This window comes from Sandarakinorhabdus rubra (assembly GCF_010994245.1).
GTDB classification, from domain to species: domain Bacteria; phylum Pseudomonadota; class Alphaproteobacteria; order Sphingomonadales; family Sphingomonadaceae; genus Sandarakinorhabdus; species Sandarakinorhabdus rubra.
This window is the reverse complement of sequence record NZ_WMHO01000013.1, coordinates 1-24,703: the sequence shown is the minus strand read 5'-3', so window position 1 is coordinate 24,703 and position 24,703 is coordinate 1. Positions and strand designations below refer to the sequence as shown.

Sequence of the window (24,703 nt, the reverse complement as noted above, 5' to 3'; positions counted from 1 at the left end):
GAGGAAGCGCGCCGCATCCAGTCCTTCGGCCAGCCGCAGGCCCATCACCAGCGCCTCGCGGGCCCGCTCCAGCGGTGCCAGCACCGTCTCGCTGTCCATGCCGTGCCCGGCCTCCGCCACGCCGGCCAGCCATTGTTCCGGTTTCTTGCGGCGCAGCGTGGCCACGCCCTTGCGGCGGCCATGCGCGCCCGGCCCGATGCCGGCATAATCGCCGTAGCGCCAATAGGTGAGATTGTGCCGGCTCTCGAGGCCGGGGCGGGCGTGGTTGGAAATCTCGTAGGCCGGCAGGCCTGCGGCCGCCGTCATCGCCTGCGTCATGGCGAACAGGTCGGCGCTGGTGTCCTCGTCGGGCATCACCAGTTGGCCGCGCGCGTGCAGGGCGGCAAAGCGCGTGCCCGGCTCGATGGTCAGCTGGTAGAGCGAGAGGTGCGTGGTGCCAAAGCCCAGGGCACGGGCGAGTTCTGCGTCCCAAGCTTCGCGAGTCATCCCCGGCCGGTCGTAGATGAGATCGAAGCTGACGCGGGCAAAGGTTGATTGCGCGATATCGAGCGCGGCCAATGCGGCAGCCACGTCGTGCGGGCGGCCGAGCAGCGTCAGCGCCGCATCATCAAGCGCCTGCACGCCGAGGCTGAGGCGGTTGACCCCGGCAGCGGCAAAGCCGGCGAAGCGGGCAGCCTCGACGCTCGACGGGTTGGCTTCCAGCGTGATCTCGATATCGGGTTCGGGTGCCCAGTGGCGTGTCGCTGCCTCGATGACGGCCGCGACGGTGGCGGGCGGCATCAGGCTGGGGGTGCCGCCGCCGAAGAAGATGCTGGCGAGCCGGCGGCCGGGCAGGCGCGCGGCTTCAAAGGCGAGATCGGTGAGCAGGGCCCCGGCCCACGCCTCCTGATCGACCTTGTCGCGGACGTGGGAATTGAAGTCGCAATAGGGGCATTTGGTGACGCAGAACGGCCAATGGACATAGAGGGCGATCGGTTCGCCGGCCATCATGCCACCGGCGGCAGCAGCGCCAGCAATTTTCGGAAGGCGCGGGCGCGGTGATTGTCGGCCTCCTTTTCGGCGCGGGTCATCTCGCCATAGGTCTGGCTCTTGCCGTCCATCAGGAACATCGGGTCATAGCCAAAGCCGTTGCCCCCCCGCGGCGGCCACACCAGCGTGCCGTCCACGCGGCCTTCCACCACTTCGCTGTGGCCATCGGGCCAGGCCACGCACAGCGCGCAGATGAAATGGGCGGTGCGGGGGCGGTCGCCCAGTTCGGCGTTCACGCGGGCCATGGAGACGGCGAAATCCTTGCCGGGTCCGGCCCAGCGCGCCGAATAAATGCCGGGCGCGCCGCCCAGCGCGTCCACGCACAGCCCGCTGTCGTCGGCAATCGCCGGCAGTCCGGCAGCGGTGGCAGCGGCCAGCGCCTTCAGCCTTGCATTGCCGATGAAGGTCGTTTCCGTCTCGTCAGGTTCTGGCAGGCCAAGGCTGCCGGCACTCACCACCTCGAGCCCGTGGGGCCCAAGCAACTCGGCCAGCTCCACCACCTTGCCGGGATTGTGCGTGGCCAGCACCAGCCGGCCCGGCTCCAGCAGCCTCACCGGCCCACCGCTTGCGCCTGCGCGGCGAACACCTCGTTGCAGCCGATGCGGGCCAGGCGCAGCAGGCGCAGCAGCGCCTCTTCGTCGAAGGGTTCGCCCTCGGCGGTGCCCTGCACCTCGACGATGCCGGCCTTGTTGGTCAGCACGAAATTGGCATCGGTGCCGGCCGATGAATCCTCGACATAGTCAAGATCGAGCACCGGGGTGCCATTGTAGATGCCGCAGGAAATCGCGGCGACCTGCGTGGTGAGCGGATCGCCGGCCAGCGGCGAGAGGCGGTGGACATGATCGATGGCCAATCGAAGCGCCACCCAGGCGCCGGAGATGGCGGCGGTGCGGGTGCCGCCATCGGCCTGGATCACATCGCAGTCCAGCGTGATCTGGCGTTCGCCGAGCAGCGTCAGGTCGGTGACGGCGCGCAAACTGCGGCCGATCAGGCGCTGGATCTCCTGTGTGCGGCCCGATTGCTTGCCCTTGGCCGCCTCGCGCTGGCCGCGGGTATGGGTCGCGCGCGGCAGCATGCCATATTCGGCCGTCACCCAGCCCTTGCCGCCACCGCGCAGCCACGGCGGCACCCGCTCTTCCACGCTGGCGGTGACCAGTACATGGGTGTTGCCGAACTTGACGAGGCACGAGCCTTCCGCATGGGCGGAAAAGCCCGGGATCATCTCGATCGATCGCATCTGGTCAGGGGCGCGGCCAGAAGGACGCAGATCGGGGCGCATGGGGAAGGCCTTTCGCAAGGGGAGAACAGGCGTGGCCTTATGGCGGGACGCCGCCCAAGGGAAGGGGGCCATTGCGCGCGCCCCCCCAAAGACACTCCCCATTGCACCGCCTTCGCGGGCACCATAGATATTGGCCATGCAGACGACGAGCCAACCAACCTTGGCGCTTGCGGAACTGAACGACCGAGCCCGCGAGATCTTCCGGCAGATCGTCGATGCCTACCTGGCCTCTGGCGCGCCGGTGGGCAGTCGCACCTTGTCGAAGGGTGGCGGGCTGGGCCTGTCACCGGCCTCGATCCGCAACGTCATGCAGGACCTGGAGGAGCTGGGCCTGCTCGCCGCGCCCCACACCTCTGCCGGCCGCCTGCCCACCGAACTGGGCCTCAGGATGTTCGTCGATGGCATGATGCAGGCGGCCGAGCCGACCGACGATGAACGCGCCGCGCTGGAAGCCGGCCTGGCCCCGGGCGTTGCCATGGAAGAAGCGCTGACCCGCACCACGGCCGCATTGTCGGGCCTGTCGCAATGCGCCGGCCTGGTGATGGTCCCGGGCCGCGAACTGGTCATCCGTCAGGTCAGCTTCGTGCCGCTCTCCCCGCAGCGGGCGCTGGTGGTGCTGGTGGGCAGCGACGGCAGCGTGGAAAACCGGCTGCTCGATCTGCCGGCGGGTGTGTTGCCGGCCACGCTGGAGGCCGCCGCCAACTACATCAGCAGCCGGCTCGCCGGTCTCACCCTCGCCGAGGCGATGGCGCGGCTGGAGATCGAGATCGCGCGGGATCGCGCCGCGCTCGACCAGTTGACCCAGACGGCGGTGGCCGCCGGGCTGGCAGCCTGGTCATCGGATGCCGCGGCGCGCCCGGTGCTGATCGTGCGTGGCCAGGCCCATCTGATTGAAGGCGAGGTGGGCGGAGAGGTCGATCTGGAACGCGTGCGCCAGCTGCTCGATGACCTGGAAGACAAGGCCGAACTCATTCGCCTGCTCGAAAGCGCGCGCGGCGCGGATGCCACCCGCATCTTCATCGGCGCCGAATCGCGGCTGTTCTCGCTTTCCGGTTCCAGCGTGATTGCCGCGCCCTATCGCGGCAGCGATGGCCGTGTGATCGGTGTGGTGGGGGTTATCGGGCCGACGCGGTTGAACTATGCGCGTGTCATCCCCATGGTGGACTACACCGCACGCACCCTGAGCAGACTGGTATCATGACCGACACGACCGACACGCCGGAAACCACCCCCGAAGCCGCACCGGAAGCGATTGATCTGGCCGAGGCGCTGCTGGCCAAGGACAACGAGATCGCCGAGCTGAAGGACCGGGTGCTGCGCACCATGGCCGACCTCGAAAACACCCGCCGCCGGCTGGAGCGCGACAAGGCGGAGGCCACCCAATATGCCGTCACCAGCTTTGCCCGCGAGATGCTGGCGGTAGCGGAGAATCTGCGCCGCGCCGTGGCCGCCCTGCCGGCCGAGGGCTTTGACCAGGTGCGCGCCGGCATCGAGGCGACCGAGCGCGAACTGCTCGCCATCTTTGGCCGCCAGGGCATCGCCCGCATCGAGATCACGCCCGGCGAGCCGCTGGACCCCAACCGCCACCAGGCGATGATCGAGGTGGACGCCGAGCATCCGGCCGGCAGCGTGGTCGCTGAACTGGCCAGCGGCTGGACCATCCGCGACCGGCTGTTGCGCCCGGCGATGGTAAGCGTGGCGCGCGCCGAGGCCTGACGACTCGCCCGGCTATCGAACCCATAGTCGGCCTGCGGGCTTGACCTTGCAGCCGGACAAGGCATGGGTGGAGCCATGCTGCTGTTCGACCGTCTCTTCAAACGCTTCCTTCAGCACGGCGAACTGATCGTCGTCGATCCGGCCGGGCAGGAGCGCCGCTATGGCCGGCCCCACCCTGAACGCGCGCCCGTGCGCATCCGTCTGGCCGACAATGCCACGGCGCGGGCCATCGCCCTGAACCCGGCGCTGGGGGCGGGTGAGGCCTTCATGGACGGGCGCCTGCAACTGCTCGACGGCGACATCCTCGCCCTGCTCGATCTCGTCACCTGGAACCTGCGCTGGGAACGCGACAACCCGGTGCGCTTTGCCCTGTGGCGGCAGGCGCAGATTGCCGCCTGGTGGGACGGCATCAACTTCGCGCGGCGCTCCAAGCGCAATGTCGCTCATCATTATGACCTCGACGACCGGCTGTATGACCTGTTCCTCGATCCGCACCGGCAATATAGCTGCGCCTATTGGGCCCCCGGCATCACCACGCTGGAGGCCGCGCAGGAAGCCAAGCTCGCGCACATCGCGGCCAAGCTCGACCTGAAGCCGGGGATGCGGGTGCTCGACATCGGCTGCGGCTGGGGCGGGCTGGCGCGCTACCTCCACAAGGTGTCGGGCGCCCATGTCACCGGTGTCACCCTGTCGGAAGAGCAGCTGAAATATGCAAAGGCGGAAGCCGCGCGGCAGGGCCTCACGGGCGTCGACTATCAGTTGATCGACTATCGCAGCGTCACCGGCCAGTTCGACCGGATCGTCTCGGTCGGCATGTTCGAACATGTCGGTCTGCCGCACTATCGCCAGTTCTTCGATACGGTGGAGCGGCTGCTCACCAGCGATGGCGTGGCGCTCATCCACACCATCGCGCGCGCCGACGGGCCCGGCGCCACCGATCCGTGGACCGCCAAGTATATCTTCCCCGGCGGCTATTCCCCGGCCGTCTCGCAGATCATCCCGGCGATCGAGAAGGCCTGGCTGTGGATCACCGACATCGAGGTGCTGCGCCTGCATTACGGCCACACGCTGAAGGCCTGGTATGACCGCTGTGCCGAGAAGCAGGCCGAGATCGAGGCGCTCTATGACGGCCGCTTCTTCCGCATGTGGATGTTCTATCTTGCCGCCGCGCGCTGCGCCTTCATGAACGATGGCCACATGAACGTGCAGATCCAGCTGACCAAGCGGCGCGACACGCTGCCGTTGAGTCGCGATTACATGCGCGACGTGGAACGCACGCTGCCGGGCGGCGCGCCTTAGGGTCAGGACCTGTTTAGTCCATGCCCCGGCACGGTGCGGAGAGCCCCGGCACGAGTGAGCAAGCGCAGTGGCGGTAGCAGAGCTACCGACCAAGCGCAGCGAGCGCTGGGCCGGGGCTCTCCGCGCCGCCCGCCGGGTTGCCCGCAGAGGCAAAATGGCGTCGTTGCGGCCGCTCGCCGGGGGGCGAAGCCCCGCCTTCGCGTCCGCGCCTAGCCATTTCGCCTCTGCGGGCAATGACGGGGCATGAACTAAACAGGTCCTGACCCTAATCCACCCAGGCCGCTTCCTTCTCGGCCGCGCGCTTGTCGAGTTCGGCGCGGCTAATCTTCTCGGACGCCGACTTCAGCTGGCCGCAGGCCGCCAATATGTCCCGCCCACGCGGGGTGCGTACCGGGCACGAAATGCCGGCCTTGAACACGATGTCCGAAAAGGCGCGGATGCGTTCGTCGGACGAACATTCGTAGAAGCTGCCCGGCCACGGGTTGAACGGGATCAGGTTGACCTTGGCCGGCAGCTTGTAGCGGCGGATCAGGCGGACCAGCTCGCGCGCATCCTCGTCGCTGTCGTTCTTGCCGGCCAGCATCACATACTCAAACGTGATGCGCCGCGCGTTGTTGGCACCGGGATAGGCGGCGCAGGCCGCCAGCAGTTCCTCGATACCGTACTTACGGTTCAAGGGCACGATCTCGTCGCGAATCTCCTTGGTGACAGCATGCAGGCTGACGGCCAGGTTCACCCCGATCTCGGCCCCGGCGCGCGCCATCATCGGCACCACGCCGCTGGTCGAAAGCGTGATGCGGCGCTTCGACAGCCCCAGCCCGTCGCCATCCATGACGATCTGCAGGGCGGTCTTCACATTGTCAAAATTGTAAAGCGGTTCGCCCATGCCCATCATCACGATGTTGGTGAGCATGCGGCCTTCCGGCGTGTAGTTGTTGCCCGGATTGTGGGCGCCCGGCACCCAGGGCACATCATCGCCGTCATCATCATCGGCGGCATCGTTGGTCACCGGCCGCACGATCGGCACCGGCGTGGCCCCCGGCCATTCGCCCAGCGCATCGCGGGCTAGCATCACCTGGCCCACGATCTCGGCCGGGGTGAGGTTCCTGACCAGCTTCATCGTGCCGGTGTGGCAGAAGCGGCAATTGAGCGTGCAGCCGACCTGGCTCGACACGCACAGGGTGCCGCGCGTCGCATCGGGGATGAACACGCACTCGGCTTCCTCGCCATCGGCGAAGCGCAGCAGCCATTTGCGCGTGCCATCCAGCGACACCTGCGCGGTCACCACCTCGGGCCGGCCGACTACGAAGTGCGCGGCGAACAGCGCGCGATGCTCCTTGGCGATGTTGGCCATGGCAGCAAACTCGGTGGCGCCGCGGTGGTAGATCCAGTGCCACAGCTGCCGGCTGCGCATGCGGGCGGTCTTCGGGTCCAGCCCGATGCCTTCCAGCGCGCCGGCAATGGCCGGCCGGTTAAGGCCAACAAGATCGATGCGGCCATCGGCGCGCACCGTGGCCTTGCGCGGCATTACATGCGGATCAACGGGGCCGGGAATGGGCATCAGGGGGGCAGTCATCATCGGCGGCCCTTAACGCAAAAGCCGGGCGTGGGCAAAGCGGGTGGGCACGGCCGGCGGCGAAGCCGCCGAGTCCGTGCGAAAGGTCAGGAAAGCGAGGGGCCGCGGCAAAGCCGCGCCGTCGAAGCTGTTCGGCGGGCTTTCTGGCCCGCCGCCAGCCCGGCCGGTCTTGCCGGAGTCGGTGGTTAGCGCGCTGCGCTATCCGCACGCCCGGCGGCGCATTACATCGCGCTGATACCACCATCCACATACAGACCGTGGCCGGTCACCATCTTGGCTTCGTCAGACGCCAGGTAAACAGCGGCCCAGGCGATGTCGTCCGGCTCGCCCACCGCGCCGAGCGGGATCTGGCGGCCGAGCTTGGCCAGGCCCTCTTCGCGACCCAGCCGTTCGGTGATGCCATTCAGGATCGGCGTGTCGATGAACACCGGGTGGATGCTGTTGCAGGTGATTCGATATTGCTGTTTGGCGCAGTGCAGCGCCACGCTCTTGGTGAGGTGGCGCACGGCCGCCTTGGCGCTGTTGTAGGCGGCGCTGTTGTGGGCGGCGATGACGCCGGCGATGCTGCTGATGTTGATGATGCTGCCGCGCACGCCCGTTTCGCGCACGGTCTTCGCCATGGTCGGCAGGGACAGTTTGCAGCCCAGGAACACGCTGTCGAGATCGATGCTGTGGACCCGCTTCCACGTCTCGAAGTCGGTGGCTTCCACCGTCGAGCCACCAGCGATCCCGGCATTGTTGACCAGCACGTGAAAGCCGCCCCATTTTTCTTCCGCAAAGGCGATGGCCGCCGCCCAGTCGTCCATGCTGGTGACATCATGGCGGCAGGCGACCGCCGCTTCCCCGATGCTGGCGGCGACCGCCTTCACCCCGGCCTCGTTGATGTCGGTCAGCACGAGCCGGGCGCCTTCCTCCGCCATGCGGCGGGCCATCGCCTCGCCCAGCCCCTGCGCCGCGCCCGTGATCAGCGCCACCTTGCCCGCCAGTCGGTTCATGTCACTCTCCCCGTATCATTTGCATCACGCTGCCCGCCGCGGCCGGGCTGAGCAAGCTGTGTTTCCGCTAGGGCTGCCCTTGACGCCCGGAGGCACGCGCCATACCTCCCCACCCATGGCCATACTTCCCATCATCGAGACGCCTGACGTGCGCCTCAAGCAGATCAGCACGCCGGTGGCCACGGTCACCGACGCGCACCGCCAGCTGATCGCCGACATGTTCGAGACCATGTATGACGCGCCGGGCATTGGCCTGGCCGCCATCCAGGTCGGCGTGCCGGAACGCATCCTGGTGATCGACCTGCAGCCCGAAGCCGACGGCACGCCCGAGGATGCCAAGCCGGAAGACATCGTGCGGGTGAAGCAGCCGCGCGTCTTCATCAACCCGGAGATCGTCTGGGCGTCCGACGAACTGTCGGTCTACCAGGAAGGCTGCCTGTCAGTCCCCGAGATGTTTGCCGATGTTCTGCGCCCGGCGCGCATCCGGGTGAAATGGCTCGACGAACAGGGCGCCGCCCACGAGGAGGAGCTCGATGGGCTGCTTGCCACTTGCCTGCAGCACGAGATGGACCATCTGAACGGCGTGCTGTTCATCGATCACCTCAGCCGGCTGAAGCGCGACATGCTCTTGAAGAAGCTGGAAAAGCTGCGCCGGACGAAGCGCGCCGCCTGAGGCTCAGGCCAACGCCGCCAGGATCAGCGCGGCGGCATCCTCCGGCGGCTTCAGGCGTGCCGGGTCCTCGCCCGGATAGGCGCGGGCGCGCATCGTGGTGCGGGTGGCGCCCGGATCGACGATGTGGGTGCGGATGTTGGAGATGTTGCGCACCTCCTCGCCATAGGTCCGCACCAGATTCTCCAGCCCCGCCTTCGACACGGCATAGCCGCCCCAATAGGCACGCGGGGCGGCGGCCACCGACGAGGTGACGGCCACCACGTGCGCCGCTGCCGACTGCCGGAGCCAGGGATCGAAGGCGCGGATCAGGCGCATGTTGGCGGTGAGGTTCAAGGCCAGCAGCCGGTCCCATTCCTTCAGATCAAGGTGCGGCACCGGCGCCAGCGTGCCCAGCTGCGCGGCGTTGAGGATCAGCGCGTCGAGCCGGCCCCAGCGCGCGCCCACCGCACTGCCCAGCCGATCGATGGCCTCGCCATCGGCAAGATCGAACGGCGCAATGGTGGCGGTGCCGCCGGCCTTGTGAATCTCGTCGTCCACCCGGGTCAGGCCATCCTCGCTGCGGGCGGTGAGGATCACGTGCCAGCCGGCGCGCGCCAAGGCCAGAGCGGTGGCGGCGCCGATGCCGCGGCTGGCGCCCGTGACGAGCGCCAGTTTCTTGTCGGTGATGTCGGTCATGCGGCGGCCTTAGGCGGGCAGGGGCAGGCGGGTCAAATCACCCGTTCCGCAAGCAAGCTCAACTGGTCCGGCACCTCCACCTCCTCCTGGTCGGTCAGGCGGGTGGGATAGTCTCCGGTGAAGCAGGCATCGCAGTATTGCGGGGCGTGCTCGTCGCGGGTGGGTTCGCCCACGGCGCGGTAGAGCCCGTCGATGGACAGGAAGGCCAGGCTGTCGACCTTGATAAAGTCGCGCATGCGCTCCACGTCCATCTGCGCTGCCAGCAGCTTGGAGCGTTCCGGCGTGTCGACGCCATAGAAGCAGCTGTGCCGGGTCGGCGGGCTGGCGATGCGCATGTGCACCTCCTCGGCGCCGGCCTCGCGCAGCATCTGCACGATCTTCACGGATGTCGTGCCGCGCACGATCGAATCATCGATCAGCACGATGCGCTTGCCGGCGATCAGCGCGCGGTTGGCATTGTGCTTCAGCTTGACGCCGAGGTTCCGGATCTGGTCGCCGGGCTGGATGAAGGTGCGGCCGATATAATGGCTGCGGATGATGCCCAGTTCGAAGGGGATGCCGCTTTCCTGGGCATAGCCGATGGCGCCCGGCACCCCGCTATCGGGCACCGGCACCACCATGTCGGCGTCCACCGGGTTCTCGCGCGCCAGCTCGGCGCCGATGCGCTTCCTGACTTCGTAGACCGAGGCGCCGTCCATCATCGAATCGGGCCGGCTGAAATAGACATGCTCGAAGATGCAGGGCCGCGGCCGCTGCGGCGCGAACGGGCGCAGGGACCTGAGGCCGCGCGCCGAAAGGATGATCAGCTCGCCCGGTTCCACGGAGCGCAGGAAGGTTGCCCCCACCATGTCGAGCGCCACGGTTTCGGAAGCGAGGATATAGGAGTCGCCCAGCCGCCCCAGCACCAGCGGCCTTATGCCCAGCGGGTCGCGGCAGGCCAGCATGCCCTCGCTGGTCAGGCAGATGAGGCTGTAGGCGCCCTCCACCCGCTTCAGCGCGTCGATGAAGCGGTCGAGCAGGGTGCGATAGGAAGAGGTGGCGACGAGGTGGATGATCACCTCGGTGTCGCTGGTCGACTGGAAGATGGCGCCCCGCCGCACCAGCTCGCGGCGCAGGGTGGTGGCGTTGGAGATGTTGCCATTGTGTGCGACCGCAAAGCCGCCGCTGGCCAGTTCGGCAAACAGCGGCTGCACGTTGCGCAGCGCCGTCTCGCCCGTGGTGGAATAGCGGTTGTGGCCGATGGCAATCTCGCCCTTCAGCCGGTTGATCACCGCGTCATTGTCGAAATTGCCGGCCACGTGGCCCATGGCGCGGTGGGTGTGGAAATCCTTGCCGTCAAAGCTGGTGATCCCGGCGGCTTCCTGGCCGCGATGCTGGAGGGCGTGCAGGCCCAGCGCCACCAGCGCCGAGGCACCTTCCGCTCCATAGACGCCGAACACGCCACACTCCTCGTGGAGATGATCCTGTTCCCACGGGTCGGTGGTGAGCATCGCTTCCATCGGGGCTAGCCTTTGTCTTTCGGCAGGTGGCGCGCCATATAGGGTGCATCGGGGGCTTTGTCTGCCCCCGTGTTGTGATGAAAGTGTCACATATGGGCACAGCGATGGACGAGACCCTCGAATTTCAGCCCAGATGGGGTGCCGATGGCCTGTTGACCGCTGTCGCAGTGGACGCCGCATCGGGCGACGTGCTGATGGTGGCGCACATGAACGCCGATGCCCTTGCCGCCACGCTCGCCACCGGCGAGGCGCATTACTGGAGTCGCAGCCGTCGTGAACTCTGGCACAAGGGCGCGACCAGCGGCGCCATCCAGCGCGTCGTCGAGATCCGGGTGGATTGCGATCAGGATTGCCTGCTTTTGAGGGTCGAGCCGGTGGGACCCGCGTGCCATACCGGGCGTCGCAGCTGCTTCTATCGCCGGCTTGATGGCGGCCGGCTGGAAATGACTGGAGACGCAGCATGAGCATTCCGACCGGGCTTGAAATGACGGTGTTCGACGAGGTGTTCCGCAACCGCCCGCATGAGCGGTTCAATGTCCTGCGTGAACACGACCCGGTGCATGCCGATACGCAGCTGGGCCGCGTGCTGCTCACCCGCGCCGCCGATGTCGCCGTCGTGCTGAAGGACCGCAGCCTGTCAGTCGACCAGCGCAACGCCGCGCCCGACACCATCGTGCAGCGCCTGGTGACCGATCAGGACCGCGAGGCGCCGCGATCGATGCTGGTGCTCGATGATCCCGATCATGCCCGTCTGCGCCGGCTGGTCACCCATGCCTTCAACGCCCGCGCCATCGAGGCGGTGAAGCCGCGCGTGGGCGAGGTGGCGGACGAGCTGCTCGACGCGGTCGCGGGCAAGGACAAGTTCGACATCATCGAGGATTTTTCATCGCCGCTACCGATCATCGTGATTGCCGAGATGCTGGGCGTCGGCGCTGCCGATCGGCCCGATTTCCAGCGCTGGTCGAAGGGGCTGGCCAATGTCTTCTCGCCGATCCGCACGCCCGAACTGCTGGCGCAGCTGAAGGAAAATGCCGACGCTCTGACTGCCTATTTCGAACGCGCCATTGCCGAACGACGCGCCGCCCCGCGCGATGACCTGATCAGCGCGCTGATCGCGGTTGCCGACGGGGAAGACCGGCTGACGACCCAGGAAATCGTCACCATGTGCAACCTGCTGCTGCTGGCCGGCAACCTCACCACCACCGATCTCATCGGCAATTGCGTGCTGGCCCTGCTGCGCCACCCCGACCAGCTGGCCAAGGTGAAGGCCAACCCGGCGCGCTTGGCCGATGCCATCGAGGAAACGCTGCGATTGGACCCGCCGGTGGTGCAGTCCCTGCGCATCCCGCTCGCCCCGCGCGAGATCGGCGGCTGCCCGGTGCGCGCCGGCGAGGCGGTGACGACCTTCCTGATGGCCGCCGGGCAAGACCCGGCGCTGCATGAAGACCCGCTGCGATTCGACATTGACCGGGCCGACAAGACGCACTTTGCCTTTGGCGGCGGCGTGCATTTCTGCCTGGGCGCACCATTGGCCCGAGCCGAGGCCGAGATCGCGCTCAATCGCCTGTTCGCGCGCTTCCCGGATCTCAAGCTCACCGGCGATCCCATAGAGCGCAACATCTCGGCAGCGTTCAACGGCGTGCAGCAACTGTGGGTTCGCCCTTGAGGCTTGACTTATGCCGATTGACGAGATGGTCGAATTCGGCGTGCGGGCAGGTCTGGAAGCGGCAGGTCCGTTGATCGAGGTGGCTGGTCAGGGCCGCAGTCGCCTCGCTGCCGGGTTGCGTGCCCTGATGTGGCTGGCTGCTACCGTGATGTGCGCAGGGTTGTTGTGGCTAATGTTGCAGCCGGAGCGGACCGGCAGCCCGATTGTCCTTGCTATCAGCGGTGCGCTCACTGCTGCGGCTGGCGCTTGGCTGGCCATGAAACTGACCGGCGAGGTGCGGCTGCTGCGCTTCTGGGGGGAGCCCAATATCAGCATGACCGACAAAGGCCTCGTCATTCCCGGTCATTTGCCGATTGCATGGACGGACATCGTGTCGATCACGGCCGACCGCCGTCGGCGGCGCGGACTGGTTCACATTGTCTGCACCGGGACGCGCAGGCGCAATGTCATGATACCGAGCAGCAAGCCCGAGGCCTTGGCCAAGGCACTGTTGGCCGAGAAGGGGCGTCAGCCATGAGGATGCTGTTGGCCGGCGCCACCGGCCTTGTCGGCAACCTGGTGCTGGCGCGCTGCCCGGAGGCCATCCCGGTCAGCCGCCGGCCCATCGCGGGGCGCCCAGGCGTGGTTGCCGATTTCGACGATCTGCCGCCGCTGCCGGAAGCGCAGGTCGCTATCTGCGCGCTCGGCACGACGCGGGCCAAGGCCGGCAGCGATGCGGCTTTCCGGGCGGTGGACCATGACGCGGTGCTGGCCTTCGCCCGCGCCGCCAAGGCAGCGGGGGTGACGCATTTTATCCTGGTCAGCAGCGTCGGCGCAAACCCCAAGGCCAGCCTGCTCTACCCACGCACCAAGGGCGAAGTGGAGGCGGCGCTGGCCGCAATGGGATTCGCCCGGCTCGACATCCTCCAGCCAGGCCTCCTCATTGGCAACCGCGCCGAACGGCGGCCGGTGGAGCGCTTCCTGCAATGGGCCGCGCCGGTGATGGACCTCGCCCTGCCGCGCGACCTGGGCAGCTTGCCGGCGGAGGCGGTGGCGCGGGCCATCGTGACCCTGACTCGGCAGACGACGCCAGGCCTCGTGCGCCATACCAACCGCGCCATTGCCGCATTGGCGCGGGGGTGAGCTTGCAAACCGCAGCGGGCTGACCGCTGGCTTATGCCCCGGTCTCAGACGCTCCCACGCGCCGTCTTGACAAGACAGCGGTCAAAGGCGCCGGATGTGGCGGACATTCCCGCCGCGTCTGACTTCAAGACAACCCGCAAGCAGAGGAACCTGCGTGATGACCGCCAATCGCCAGATCTTGCTCGCGCAGTTGCCCGGCGGCGACCAGCTTGGCCCGCAGCACTTCACGCTCAACACCGCCGAGGCCGGAACGCCGGGGCCGGGCGAAGTGCTGTTGAAGATCCTCTATGTCAGCCTGGATGCTGCCAACCGGGCCTGGATGCAGGGCGCTACCTACCGGGCGGCGATCCAGGCCGGTGACGTGATGGCCGGCGGGGCGTTGGCGGAAGTGGTCGCGTCCAATGCCGCCCACCTTTCGCCCGGCGATCTCGTGTTCGCCGATACCGGCTGGCAGGAATATGCCGTGCTGCCGGCCAAACATCTGGCGAAGATCCCGCGGATGGAGCCGCTGACCCATCTGCTGAGCGTCTACGGCGTCGCCGGGTTGACCGCCTATTTCGGGCTGCTGGCGTGCGGCGCGCCCAAGGCCGGCGAGACGGTGGTGGTTTCGGCGGCGGCCGGGTCGGTGGGGTCCCTCGTCGGGCAGATTGCGAAGCTCAAGGGTTGCCGGGTCATCGGCATCGCCGGCGGCAAGGCCAAGGGCCAGCTTTTGGTGGACGAGCTAGGGTTCGACGCGGTGATCGACTATAAATCAGAAAATGTCCGCAAGGCCCTGCGCGAAGCCGCGCCCGATGGGGTGGACGTTTATTTCGACAATGTTGGCGGCGACATATTGGAAGCGGTGCTGTTCAACATGAAAACCCACGGCCGCATCGTCTGTTGCGGCGCTGTCTCGCAATATGACGGCGCCGCCCCGCCCTATGGTCCGCGCGGTATCCCCGGCCTGATCGTCACCAAGCGCCTGATCATGCGCGGCTTCATCGTGATGGATTTCGCGGCGGATGAGGCGCAGGCGTTGAAGGACCTTCAGGGATGGGTGGCGGATGGCTCCCTCAAGGTGCGTGAGGATGTGCTGGAGGGGCTGGAAAGCCTGCCGGGCGCCCTGATCGGGCTTCTGGCGGGGGACAATGTCGGCAAGCGTATGGTGCGGGTCTCTTAGAGTCAGGACCCAAATATTGGCCCCGCCCCGCCGCGCGGCCTTGGCAGCCGTTCGGTGGAAGCGATGGCGGGCGCCATTGTGGCCCTGACCAAATGTTGCGATTCTTGTGTCTTTCGCCAAGCCAACCGCGCCATCGCCAGCTTGACCTTAACGTAAACGTCAACTACCCCCTTCGGCCATGAGCAATCCGGCTGAGGCTCCCCGCACTGACGAGTCGCCCGCAGCGCTTCTGCATGCCTTTGCCACCGCGCCCGCACCGCCCGCTGCTGGCGATGCCAGTCACTTCTCGATCACCGAATTGGCGCTGGCCTTCAACATCACCCCGCGCGCCATCCGTTTCTATGAAGACCAGGGCCTGATCACGCCGGAGCGGCAGGGGCAGAACCGCATCTACAGCCGCCGCGATCGCGCCCGGCTGGCGTGGATCCTGCGCGCCAAGAATGTCGGCTTCAGCCTCGCCGAAATCCGCGAGATGATCGATCTTTATGACGTTGGCGATCACCGCCTGACGCAGAAACGTGTTACACTCGAAAAATGCCGGGCGCGCATTGCGCTCCTGACCGAACAGCGTGCCGACATCGATGCGACGATCCAGGAATTGCAACAATTCTGCGAGATCGTCGAACAATCGCTGAAGCCCTGAAGCGAGACCAAGATGCCCCTCTATCGCGCCCCGGTGAAAGACACGCTGTTCGTGCTGGAGGCGGTGGCGGGCCTCTACAACCATGGCAATGTGCCGGGCTTCGAGGCCGTCTCGCCCGACCTTGTCGAGGCCGTGTTGAGCGAGGGCGGCAAGTTCTGCGCCGAGGTGCTGGCACCCTTGAACCTGCCCGGTGACCGGCAGGGCTGCACGCGGCACGCCGATGGCAGCGTGACCGCGCCCGATGGCTTTCGCGAGGCCTATCGCCAGTTCTGCGAAGGCGGCTGGGGCGGGCTGATCGCCGATCCGCACCACGGCGGCCAGGGCCTGCCCTACACGATCGGGGCGGTGCTGCAGGAATTTATCGCAGCCAGCAACATGGCGTTCGGCATGTATCCCGGCCTGTCAGAAGGCGCGCAGGCCGCCATCGAGGTGGTGGGCAGCCCCGAACAGAAGGCGAAGTGGCTGCCGCCGATGGTGCAGGGCCGCTGGACCGGCACCATGAACCTGACCGAGCCGCATTGCGGGACGGACCTGGGCCTGATCCGCACCCGCGCCGAGCCGAACGCCGATGGCACATGGTCCATCACCGGCACCAAGATCTTCATCTCGGCCGGCGAGCATGACCTCTCTGAAAACATCATCCACCTCGTTCTGGCCAAGACGCCGGGCGCGCCGGACAGCGTGAAGGGCATCAGCCTGTTCATCGTGCCGAAGTTCATCGTGAATGATGACGGCAGCTTGGGCGCCCGCAATGCCGTCTCCTGCGGCTCCATCGAGCACAAGATGGGCATCCACGCCAACGCCACCTGCGTGATGAACTACGATGGCGCCACCGGCTGGATGCTGGGCGAGGAGATGAAGGGCCTCGCCGCCATGTTCATCATGATGAATGCGGCGCGGCTGGGGGTGGGCATCCAGGGTCTGGCGCAGGCCGACGCCGCCTATCAGAACGCGGTCGAATACGCGAAGAGCCGCCTGCAGGGCCGCAGCTTGACCGGCCCGAAGAACCCGGATTGCAAGGCCGATCCAATCATAGTCCACCCCGATGTGCGCCGCATGCTGATGGACGCGCGCGCCTATACCGAAGGCATGCGGGCGCTGGTGCTGTGGGGCGCCATCCGCGTGGACCTGTCGAGGAAGGCGCCCGACGCCGCGGAGCGCGAGCTGGCGGACGACCTGATCAGTCTGCTCACCCCGGTCATCAAGGGCTATGGCACCGATCGCGGCTATGAAGTCGCCACCAACTGCCAGCAGGTGCTGGGCGGCCATGGCTATATCGCCGAATGGGGCATGGACCAGTTCGTGCGGGATGCCCGCATCGCCATGATCTATGAAGGCACCAACGGCATCCAGGCGCTTGACCTCGTTGGCCGCAAGCTCGGCTCCAAGGGCGGCCGCGGCACCCAGACCTGGCTCGGCCTTGTCGGCGCCGATCTGGCGGCGGCCAGCGACGAGCGGCTGGCCTTCATCACCCAACCGCTGGCCCGTGCGCTCGGCGATATCCAGGCGGGCGTGATGTGGCTGCTGCAGAACGGCATGGCCAATCCCGACAATGCCGGCGCCGGGGCGACAGCCTTCATGCGCATGATGGGCCATGTCGCGCTGGGCCACATGTGGCTGAAGATGAGCACTGCCAGCCTTGCCGCCCTTGATGCCGGGACCTCCGATCCCGATTTCTTCAGTGCCAAGCTCACCACCGCGCGCTTCTTTGCAGCCCGCGTGCTGCCGGAGACCCAAAGCCTGAAATCCCAACTGGAAGCTGGCGCCGAGACCGTGATGGCGCTGCCTGCCGAGATGTTCTGAAAGGACCGAGCATGACCGAAGCCTATATCTATGATGCCGTCCGCACCCCGCGCGGCAAGGGCCGCAAGGACGGCAAGCTGCACGAGATCACCCCGATCCAGCTCGCCACCCAGGTTCTGCAGGCGGTGCGCGACCGCACCGGCATCGACACCGCTGATGTTGATGATGTCGTCCTTGGCTGCGTCTCGCCGGTGGGTGAGCAGGGCAGCGACATCGCGCGTGTCGCCGTGCTCAATGCCGATTATGCCGAAACCACGGCCGGCGTGCAGATCAACCGCTTCTGCGCCTCGGGCCTCGAAGCCACCAACATGGCCGCCGCCAAGGTGATGGCCGGCGAAGCGATGTTCGCCATCGGTGGCGGCGTTGAATCGATGAGCCGCGTGCCGATGGGCAGCGACGGCGCCGCCTGGGCGATGGACCCGGCCGTTGCCTACAAGACCTATTTTGCGCCGCAGGGCATTGGTGCCGATCTGATCGCCACCAAATACGGCTTCAGCCGCAACGATGTCGACGCCTATGCCATGGAATCGCAGGCCCGCGCCGCCCGCGCCTGGGCTGAAGGCCGCTTCAAGAAGAGCATCGTGCCGGTGAAGGACGTGATCGGCGAAGTCGTGCTCGCCCACGACGAGCATATGCGCCCCGGCACCGACATGCAGTCGCTGGGCGGCCTTGCGCCGGCCTTCCAGGCCATCGGGGAAGCCATGCCCGGCTTCGATGCCATCGCCCTGATGCGCTATCCGGAGGTCGAGAAGATCAACCATGTTCACCACGGCGGCAATTCGTCGGGCATCGTCGATGGCGCCTCGGCCATCCTGATCGGCAACAAGGAAATGGGCGAGAAATACGGCCTGAAGCCGCGCGCCCGCATCCGCGCTATGGCTTCGATCGGTTCGGAACCGATGATCATGCTGACCGGCCCGGAATTCGTGGCGCAGAAGGTGCTGCAACGCGCCGGCATGACCAAGGACGACATCGACCTGTTCGAACTGAACGAGGCCTTTGCCTCCGTCGTGCTGCGCTACATGCAGGCGCTGAACATCCCGCATGACAGGATCAACGTGAACGGCGGCGCCATCGCCATGGGCCACCCGCTCGGCGCCACCGGCGCGATGATCCTGGGCACAGTGCTCGACGAACTGGAGCGCACCGGCAAGGGCACCGCGTTGGTGAACCTGTGTGTCGGTGCCGGCATGGGCACCGGGACCATCATCGAACGGATCTGAGCGCCAACGTCGCTGATCCATTGCTGAACGACATCAAGGGGAAACCCAATGACCACCGCCATCCACACCGAACTCGATGCCGACGGCATCCTCCTCCTCACCATCGACGTTCCCGGCCAGTCGATGAACGTCATCACGCCCGAAGTGCAGGCCGATCTGGCTGCCGCCATCGAACGGCTGAAGACCGACGATGCCGTGAAGGGCGCCGTGCTCACCAGCGGCAAGGCCAGCGGCTTCATGGCTGGGGCGGATCTGAAGGGCATGGGCGCGCTGTTCGGCGGCGGCGCTGCACTGCCCGAAGGCAAGTCGAAGATGGCCGCGCTGTTCGATGGCGTGTTCGGCCTCAACAAGCTGCTGCGCGATCTGGAGACCTGCGGCAAGCCGGTGGCCGCCGCGGTCAATGGCCTGGCGCTGGGCGGCGGCCTCGAATTCGTGCTGGCCTGCCATTATCGCGTGGTGGCCGACAATCCCAAGATCACGCTCGGCCTGCCCGAGATCATGGTTGGCCTGTTCCCCGGCGCGGGCGGCACCCAGCGCCTGCCGCGCCTGATGGGTATCCAGCCCGCCCTCATGTATCTCCTCCAGGGCAAGAACATGAGCCCGCAGGAGGCGCTGGGCTTCGGTGTGGTGCAGGAAGTCGCCCCGGCGGCCGACATCGTGGCGCGAGCCAAGGCCTGGGTGAAGGCCAACCCCAATGGCGGCGTGCAGCCGTGGGACACCAAGAACTTCAAGTTCCCTGGCGGTCCGGCCACGGCGCTCAACCCCAATTTCGCGCAGATCTTCGTGGGCGGCACCGCGATGACGCACGTGAATGCCGGCGACAACATGAACGCGCCCCGGGCCATCCTGTCGGCGGTCTATGAAGGCTGCCAGGTGCCGATGGACCTCGCCATCCGCATCGAGAGCAAATATTTCGCCAAGGTCGTGGCCGACCCGCAGGCCGGCAACATGATCCGCAGCCTGTTCGTGTCGAAGCAGGCCGCCGAAAAGGGCGCCCGCCGCCCGAAGGACGTGCCCCCGGCGCCAACCAAGAAGGTCGCCATGCTGGGCGCCGGCCTGATGGGCGCCGGCATCGCCATGGTCAGCGCGCAGGCCGGTATCGAGGTGGTGCTGCTCGACACCACGATGGAGGCTGCCGAGAAGGGCAAGGCCTATACCGCAGACCGGCTGGCGAAGAAGAAGATGCCGGCCGACAAGGCGCAGGCCATCCTCGACCGCATCAAGCCGACCACCGATTATGCCGATCTCGCTGGGTGTGACCTTGTCATCGAAGCCGTGTTCGAAACCCGCGAGATCAAGGCCAGGGTGACCCAGGCCACCGAGGCGGTGCTGGGCCCGAACGTGATCTTCGGCTCCAACACCTCCACCCTGCCGATCACCGGGCTGGCCGAAGCGTGGTCGAAGCCGGAGAATTTCATCGGCATCCACTTCTTCTCGCCGGTGGAAAAGATGCCGCTGGTGGAGATCATCGTCGGCAAGAAGACCGGCCCGGCCGCCATCGCCAAGGCGCTGGATTATGTCGCGCAGATCCGCAAGACGCCGATCGTGGTGAATGACAGCCGCGGCTTCTACACTTCGCGCTGCTTTGGCACCTATGTGCAGGAGGGCCTGGCCCTGCTGGGCGAAGGCACCACGCCGGCGCTGATCGAGAATGTCGGCAAGCAGATGGGCATGCCGGTCGGGCCGCTGGCGGTGAACGACGAGGTTGGCCTCGACCTCAGCTACAAGGTGGCGCAGCAGACCAAGGCCGATCTGGGCGATGACTACAAGGGTGGGCCGGGCGAAGCGGTCATCGAGAAGATGCACGAACTGGGCCGGCAGGGCCGCAAGAACGCCAAGGGCTTCTATGTCTACCCGGAAGGCGGCGGGAAGAAATTCCTCTGGCCGGATCTGGTGCAGACCGTGGCCGGCGGCCTTGCCGCCAGCCAGCCGAGTGCCGCCGACGTGAAGGAACGGCTGCTCTATCGCCAGCTGGTCGAATGCGCCCGCTGCTTTGCCGAGGGCGTGCTGGAAACCCCGCAGGACGGTGATCTGGGCGCCATCTTCGGCTGGGGCTTTGCGCCGTTCACGGGCGGGCCGTTCAGCCACATGGACACGGTGGGCATCGCCAACGTGGTGGCCACGCTGGATCGGCTGGCACAGCAGCACGGGGCCCGTTTCGCCCCGCCGCAGCTGCTGCGCGACATGGCGGCCCGCGGCGACAGCTTCTACGCGCAGGCGGCACGGCGCGCGGCCTGATCGCCGCTTGCATGGGCCGGGTGAGCGGGGCAGGTTGACCGCATGTCGGTCAGCGCCCCCTTCACCCTGCCCAATGGCCAAAGCTTCCGGAACCGCATCGCCAAGGCAGCGATGACCGAAGGGCTGGCCTGGCGCGACGGCCTGCCCACCACCGCGCACGAAGCCCTCTATCGGCGCTGGGCGCATGGCGGCTGCGGCCTCCTGATCACCGGCAACGTGCTGATCGATCGCGGCGCGCTGGAGCGTCCCGGCAACGTGATCGTTGATGGCCCGTTGTCGGCCGATGCCAAGGTGGCGTGGTCGCGCTGGGCGGCGGCGGCCACCGAAGCCGACACCCAGGCCTGGGTGCAGATCAACCATGCCGGCCGACAGACGCAGAAGCGCGTCAATCCGCACCCCAAGGCGCCGTCGGCCGTTCCGCTGGCACTGCCGGGCGGGCAGTTCGGCATGCCGGTGCCGCTCACCGCCGCCGAGATCAGGGATCTCATTGACCGCTGGGCCACGGCGGCAGCGGTGGCGCGCGAGGCCGGCTTCACCGGTGTGCAGGTCCATGCCGCGCACGGTTACCTGATCAGCCAGTTCCTCTCGCCCCTGGCCAACCGCCGCGACGACGACTGGGGCGGCAGCCTCGAGAACCGCGCCCGCTTCCTCACCGAGACGGTGAAGGCGGTGCGCGCCGCGGTGGGCAGCGATTTTACCCTGTCCGTGAAGCTGAACAGCGCCGATTTCCAGAAGGGCGGCTTTGCGTTCGATGACTGCCTGGTGGTCGCCGGCTGGCTGGCCGATCTCGGCGTCGATTGTCTGGAAATCTCCGGCGGCACCTATGAACAGCCGGCGATGATGGACATGGACGGGCTGGCTCCGCGCGAAGAGCCGAAGCAGCAATCGACCCGCCAGCGCGAGGCCTATTTCGTGGCGCTGGCCCGCGCCCTGATGCAGGCCAAGGCCCCGCCATTGATGGTCACCGGCGGCTTGCGCAGCCTTGCGGCCATGGAGGATGCGATCGCCAGTGGCCTTGCCTTCGTGGGCGTCGGCCGGCCCCTGTGTGCCGAGCCCGACTGCGTCGCCGATCTGTTGGCGGGCGCGTCGGAGGAACTGCCCCGCTTCGAGGACCGGCTGGCGATCGGGCCGGGGATATTGGGTCCGGCCTCGCCATTGAAACTGGTGCGGACGCTCAATGGCTTTGCCGCGCAGGCCTGGTGTTATCAGCAGATCAGGCGGATTGCGGCCGGCGGCGCGGCCGAAAAGCTGAACCCGTTCAAGGCGTTCCTGGCCGAAGAAAGAGAAGCCAAGGCGCGCGCCTGATGCGCCGCCTGCTATTGGCATTGGCCGCCGCCGGACTGGCGCTGCTGCTCGCCGGTTATTGGGGAGCCACTCGCGATCCCGTGGTCACGCGCTATCGGCTGGCGCTGCCCAGCCTGGAGCGACCGCTGCGGCTTGTCCATCTTTCAGACATCCACGGCAGCCCGTGGGACATGCCAGAGGCGCGCATCGCCCGCATCGTCGCCCAGGCCAATGCGCTGCGGCCGGACATCGTGGTCATCACCGGCGATTTCCATGCCAGCAAGCTGATCGATCTGCCGATGCGGCTGGAAGACTCTCTGCGCCCGCTCACGGCGCTGAAGGCGCCGCTGGGCGTGTGGAGCGTGCCGGGCAATCACGACCAGCCATACTGGACGCGGGTGGTGATGCGGCGCTTCGGCCTGAGACTGCTGGCCGGCACGCTGGCCGACGTCGGCCCGGTGCAGATCGCCGGCGCCGACGACCTGATCATGGGTCAGGACAGCATCGCCGGCTTTCGCCGCACCGCGCAGGGCGCCGCGCCCGGCAAGCCGCTGATCGGTCTCGTGCATGAACCTGTGCTGTGGCGGCACCTGCCGGCCAATGTGGCCCTGCTGCTGGCCGGCCACACGCACGGCGGCCAGATCGTGGGGCTGGGCGACCTCAGGATGGGGCCCTTCTATCGCCAGCACCGCCGCGGCCTGTTCCGCAACCGCGCCGGCCAGACGCTGATCGTGTCGGCCGGCATCGGCACCACCTGGGTGCCGCTGCGCCTTGGCGCGCCGGCCGAGATCGTGGTGGTGGAGCTGGTGCCTCAGGCCTCGGGCAGGAAGTCCGGCACCGACAGATAACGCTCGCCGGTGTCATAGTTGAAGCCCAGCACGCGGGCACCGGCCGGCAGTTCCTTCAGCTTGATGGCGATGGCCGACAGGGTGGCGCCCGACGAGATGCCGACCAGCATGCCTTCCTCTTTCGCGGCGCGCAGCGCCCAGGCCTTGGCCTCGCCGCCATCCACCTGCACCACGCCATCGAGCAGCGGCACCTCGAGATTCTTCGGGATGAAGCCGGCGCCGATGCCCTGGATGGGGTGCGGGGAGGGGCTGCCGCCCGAGATGACCGGGCTGGCCGCCGGCTCCACCGCGAACACTTTGAGCCCCGGCCAGCGCCCCTTCAGCACCTGGGCCACGCCCGAAATGTGCCCGCCGGTGCCGACCCCGGTGACGATGGCATCGGGCGGCGCATTGGCGAAATCGGCGAAGATCTCCTCGGCCGTGGTCTTCACGTGGACGGCGATGTTTGCCGGGTTCTCGAACTGCTGCGGCATCCAGGCGCCCGGCGTTGCCGCCACGATCTCGAGGGCGCGGGCGATGGCGCCGTTCATGCCCTTCTCGCGCGGGGTGAGATCAAAGCTGGCGCCATAGGCCAGCATCAGCCGCCGCCGCTCGATCGACATGGACTCGGGCATGACGAGCACGAGCTTGTAGCCCTTCACCGCCGCCACCATGGCAAGGCCGATGCCGGTGTTGCCGCTGGTCGGCTCGACGATGGTGCCGCCGGGCTGCAGCCGGCCGTCGGCCTCCGCCGCCTCGATCATGGCCAGCGCGATGCGGTCCTTGATCGAACCGCCGGGGTTGCTGCGCTCGGACTTGATCCACACTTCGGCATCCGGAAACAGCTTGCCCATCCGGATGTGGGGGGTGTTGCCGATGGTCTCGAGAATAGTGCTGGCCTTCATCGCGATGCCTTTCGCCTGTGCCTCTTCAGCCGTTGTAAGCGCGGCGCCCGGCGGCGCCAACGGCACAATTTCTTGGGGGTGCTTCAGCCATCCCTTCCGGCCGGCGTGTCGAAGCGGTCGGCCGTGCGCAGTTCCGGGAAGCGCCAGGCCCACAGGACGGTGATGATGATGGCGCCGATGCCGCCGGCCACCACCGATGGCACGGCGCCGATGAAGCGTGCCGCCATCCCCGATTCCATCTCGCCCAGCTCGTTGCTGGCCGAAATGAACAGGCCGGACACGCTCGACACGCGGCCGCGCATGTCGTCGGGCGTGTGCAGCTGGATGAGGCTGCCGCGCACGAACACGCTGATGGCATCGGCCGCGCCCAGCACCACCAGGGCACCAAGGCTGAGCGGATAGGAGGTGGACAGGCCGAACACCATGGTCGCCAGCCCGAATAGCGCGACAGAGGCAAACATGATCGGGCCGACATGTCGGCGCACCGGCCGGCTGGCCAGCAGCAGCGCCATGGTCACCGCCCCCACCGCCGGCGCGGCGCGCAGCGGCCCCAGCCCCTCCACGCCAACGTGCAGCACGTCGCGCGCATAGACGGGCAGCATGGCAGTTGCCCCGCCCAGCAGCACGGCGAACAGATCCAGGCTGATGGCGCCCAGCACAACCCGGTTGTGACGGACATAGACGATGCCTTCCACCAGGCTGCGCCACGGTGTGAGCGGCGACGGCGGCGGGCGCGGCACGGGGCGGATCATCAACAGCAGCACGAAGGTGATGCCGAACAGCACGGCCGCCACCAGATAGGGCGTGGCCGGCGAGACGGCATAGAGAAAGGCGCCCAGCGGTGGGCCAAGCACGGCGCCCGACTGCCAGGAGATGCTGTTGAGCGCGATCGCTTGTGGCAGCAGTTCGCGCGGCACCAGATTGGGCCCCAACGCCGCCATCGACGGCCCCTGGAAAGCGCGCGCCACGCCCAGCAGCGCCGCCACCACGAACAGCGCCGCCATCGGAACCTCTCCGGCCAGCGCCAGCGCCCCCGGCACGGCGGCGCAGGCGATTTCGAGGGCGACCGCGGCGCGCGCCATGTGCCGCCGG

General features: G+C 67.4%; 24 protein-coding genes. 15 read left to right on the top strand and 9 right to left on the bottom strand.

The features are described 5' to 3' along the window. The 3 genes from hemW to rph all read right to left on the bottom strand — a co-directional run. A partial coding sequence (gene hemW, locus GJV64_RS01830) for a radical SAM family heme chaperone HemW (protein WP_164155592.1) occupies positions 1-987 on the bottom strand: 987 nt, incomplete at its 3' end. Next, positions 987-1,583 (bottom strand): RdgB/HAM1 family non-canonical purine NTP pyrophosphatase, encoded by a 597-nt coding sequence (gene rdgB / locus GJV64_RS01825; RefSeq protein ID WP_164155588.1) that lies wholly within the window; start codon positions 1,581-1,583, stop codon positions 987-989. The genes rdgB and hemW, both read right to left, overlap by 1 nt. After that, positions 1,580-2,296, bottom strand: a complete 717-nt coding sequence (rph, locus tag GJV64_RS01820; protein WP_164155591.1) for a ribonuclease PH — start codon at positions 2,294-2,296, stop codon at positions 1,580-1,582. Before rph ends, rdgB begins: the two co-directional genes overlap by 4 nt. Before the next feature lie 148 nt (positions 2,297-2,444). Here rph and hrcA point away from each other — a divergent pair, with 148 nt between their 5' ends. The 3 genes from hrcA to GJV64_RS01805 all read left to right on the top strand — a co-directional run bounded on the left by hrcA (position 2,445) and on the right by GJV64_RS01805 (position 5,323). Continuing rightward, positions 2,445-3,509 carry a heat-inducible transcriptional repressor HrcA gene (gene hrcA, locus GJV64_RS01815; protein WP_164155587.1) on the top strand — a complete coding sequence of 355 codons (1,065 nt, stop codon included), beginning with the start codon at positions 2,445-2,447 and terminating at the stop codon, positions 3,507-3,509. After that, positions 3,506-4,024, top strand: coding sequence for a nucleotide exchange factor GrpE (locus GJV64_RS01810; protein ID WP_164155586.1), 519 nt, complete (start codon positions 3,506-3,508; stop codon positions 4,022-4,024). Before hrcA ends, GJV64_RS01810 begins: the two co-directional genes overlap by 4 nt. Before the next feature lie 75 nt (positions 4,025-4,099). Beyond that, complete coding sequence (locus GJV64_RS01805) at positions 4,100-5,323, top strand: SAM-dependent methyltransferase (RefSeq protein ID WP_164155585.1); 1,224 nt, start codon at positions 4,100-4,102, stop codon at positions 5,321-5,323. Between the two features lie 265 nt (positions 5,324-5,588). On the opposite strand, the gene rlmN is transcribed toward GJV64_RS01805, so the two are convergent. Beyond that, on the bottom strand, positions 5,589-6,899 hold the full coding sequence (rlmN, locus tag GJV64_RS01800; RefSeq protein ID WP_408014962.1) for a 23S rRNA (adenine(2503)-C(2))-methyltransferase RlmN: 1,311 nt from the start codon (positions 6,897-6,899) through the stop codon (positions 5,589-5,591). A 221-nt stretch (positions 6,900-7,120) separates the two neighbouring features. Next, the gene (locus GJV64_RS01795) at positions 7,121-7,894 is read right to left on the bottom strand and encodes a glucose 1-dehydrogenase (RefSeq protein ID WP_164155583.1); all 774 of its coding nucleotides are present in this window, start codon (positions 7,892-7,894) and stop codon (positions 7,121-7,123) included. A gap of 115 nt (positions 7,895-8,009) precedes the next feature. Between GJV64_RS01795 and def the strand changes: the two genes are divergently transcribed. After that, positions 8,010-8,567 carry a peptide deformylase gene (gene def, locus GJV64_RS01790; protein WP_164155582.1) on the top strand — a complete coding sequence of 186 codons (558 nt, stop codon included), beginning with the start codon at positions 8,010-8,012 and terminating at the stop codon, positions 8,565-8,567. 3 nt (positions 8,568-8,570) lie between these two features. On the opposite strand, the gene GJV64_RS01785 is transcribed toward def, so the two are convergent. After that, positions 8,571-9,242, bottom strand: coding sequence for an SDR family NAD(P)-dependent oxidoreductase (locus tag GJV64_RS01785; RefSeq protein WP_164155581.1), 672 nt, complete (start codon positions 9,240-9,242; stop codon positions 8,571-8,573). Between the two features lie 32 nt (positions 9,243-9,274). Beyond that, entirely contained in the window at positions 9,275-10,732 is a 1,458-nt protein-coding gene (purF, locus tag GJV64_RS01780; protein ID WP_164155590.1) for an amidophosphoribosyltransferase, read from the bottom strand. Positions 10,733-10,833: 101 nt separating this feature from the next. On the opposite strand from purF, the gene hisI reads away from it, so the two are divergent. From hisI to GJV64_RS01725, 11 genes are all read left to right on the top strand, one after another. Next, positions 10,834-11,205, top strand: a complete 372-nt coding sequence (gene hisI, locus GJV64_RS01775; protein WP_205599486.1) for a phosphoribosyl-AMP cyclohydrolase — start codon at positions 10,834-10,836, stop codon at positions 11,203-11,205. Continuing rightward, positions 11,202-12,407 carry a cytochrome P450 gene (locus GJV64_RS01770; RefSeq protein ID WP_164155579.1) on the top strand — a complete coding sequence of 402 codons (1,206 nt, stop codon included), beginning with the start codon at positions 11,202-11,204 and terminating at the stop codon, positions 12,405-12,407. Before hisI ends, GJV64_RS01770 begins: the two co-directional genes overlap by 4 nt. A 10-nt stretch (positions 12,408-12,417) precedes the next feature. Next, complete coding sequence (locus tag GJV64_RS01765; protein WP_164155578.1) at positions 12,418-12,924, top strand: hypothetical protein; 507 nt, start codon at positions 12,418-12,420, stop codon at positions 12,922-12,924. Continuing rightward, the gene (locus tag GJV64_RS01760; RefSeq protein ID WP_164155577.1) at positions 12,921-13,529 is read left to right on the top strand and encodes a Rossmann-fold NAD(P)-binding domain-containing protein; all 609 of its coding nucleotides are present in this window, start codon (positions 12,921-12,923) and stop codon (positions 13,527-13,529) included. The genes GJV64_RS01765 and GJV64_RS01760 overlap by 4 nt, the downstream gene beginning before the upstream one ends. 157 nt (positions 13,530-13,686) lie before the next feature. Further along, entirely contained in the window at positions 13,687-14,688 is a 1,002-nt protein-coding gene (locus GJV64_RS01755) for an NADP-dependent oxidoreductase (RefSeq protein WP_205599485.1), read from the top strand. A gap of 178 nt (positions 14,689-14,866) precedes the next feature. Further along, positions 14,867-15,331, top strand: a complete 465-nt coding sequence (locus tag GJV64_RS01750; protein WP_235927553.1) for a MerR family transcriptional regulator — start codon at positions 14,867-14,869, stop codon at positions 15,329-15,331. 12 nt (positions 15,332-15,343) lie between these two features. Continuing rightward, complete coding sequence (locus GJV64_RS01745) at positions 15,344-17,134, top strand: acyl-CoA dehydrogenase C-terminal domain-containing protein (protein WP_164155575.1); 1,791 nt, start codon at positions 15,344-15,346, stop codon at positions 17,132-17,134. 11 nt (positions 17,135-17,145) lie between these two features. After that, positions 17,146-18,357 (top strand): acetyl-CoA C-acetyltransferase, encoded by a 1,212-nt coding sequence (locus GJV64_RS01740; RefSeq protein WP_164155574.1) that lies wholly within the window; start codon positions 17,146-17,148, stop codon positions 18,355-18,357. 48 nt (positions 18,358-18,405) lie between these two features. After that, positions 18,406-20,595, top strand: coding sequence for a 3-hydroxyacyl-CoA dehydrogenase NAD-binding domain-containing protein (locus GJV64_RS01735; RefSeq protein ID WP_164155573.1), 2,190 nt, complete (start codon positions 18,406-18,408; stop codon positions 20,593-20,595). A 42-nt stretch (positions 20,596-20,637) separates the two neighbouring features. Beyond that, the gene (locus GJV64_RS01730) at positions 20,638-21,900 is read left to right on the top strand and encodes an NADH:flavin oxidoreductase/NADH oxidase family protein (RefSeq protein WP_164155572.1); all 1,263 of its coding nucleotides are present in this window, start codon (positions 20,638-20,640) and stop codon (positions 21,898-21,900) included. Continuing rightward, positions 21,900-22,727 (top strand): metallophosphoesterase, encoded by an 828-nt coding sequence (locus GJV64_RS01725; RefSeq protein ID WP_164155571.1) that lies wholly within the window; start codon positions 21,900-21,902, stop codon positions 22,725-22,727. The genes GJV64_RS01730 and GJV64_RS01725 overlap by 1 nt, the downstream gene beginning before the upstream one ends. Here the strand turns inward: GJV64_RS01725 and cysK are convergent. Next, positions 22,691-23,611 carry a cysteine synthase A gene (cysK, locus tag GJV64_RS01720; protein WP_164155570.1) on the bottom strand — a complete coding sequence of 307 codons (921 nt, stop codon included), beginning with the start codon at positions 23,609-23,611 and terminating at the stop codon, positions 22,691-22,693. The genes GJV64_RS01725 and cysK overlap by 37 nt on opposite strands. A gap of 83 nt (positions 23,612-23,694) precedes the next feature. Further along, positions 23,695-24,703: MFS transporter (locus GJV64_RS01715; RefSeq protein ID WP_164155569.1), on the bottom strand; the 1,009-nt coding region annotated here is incomplete at its 5' end.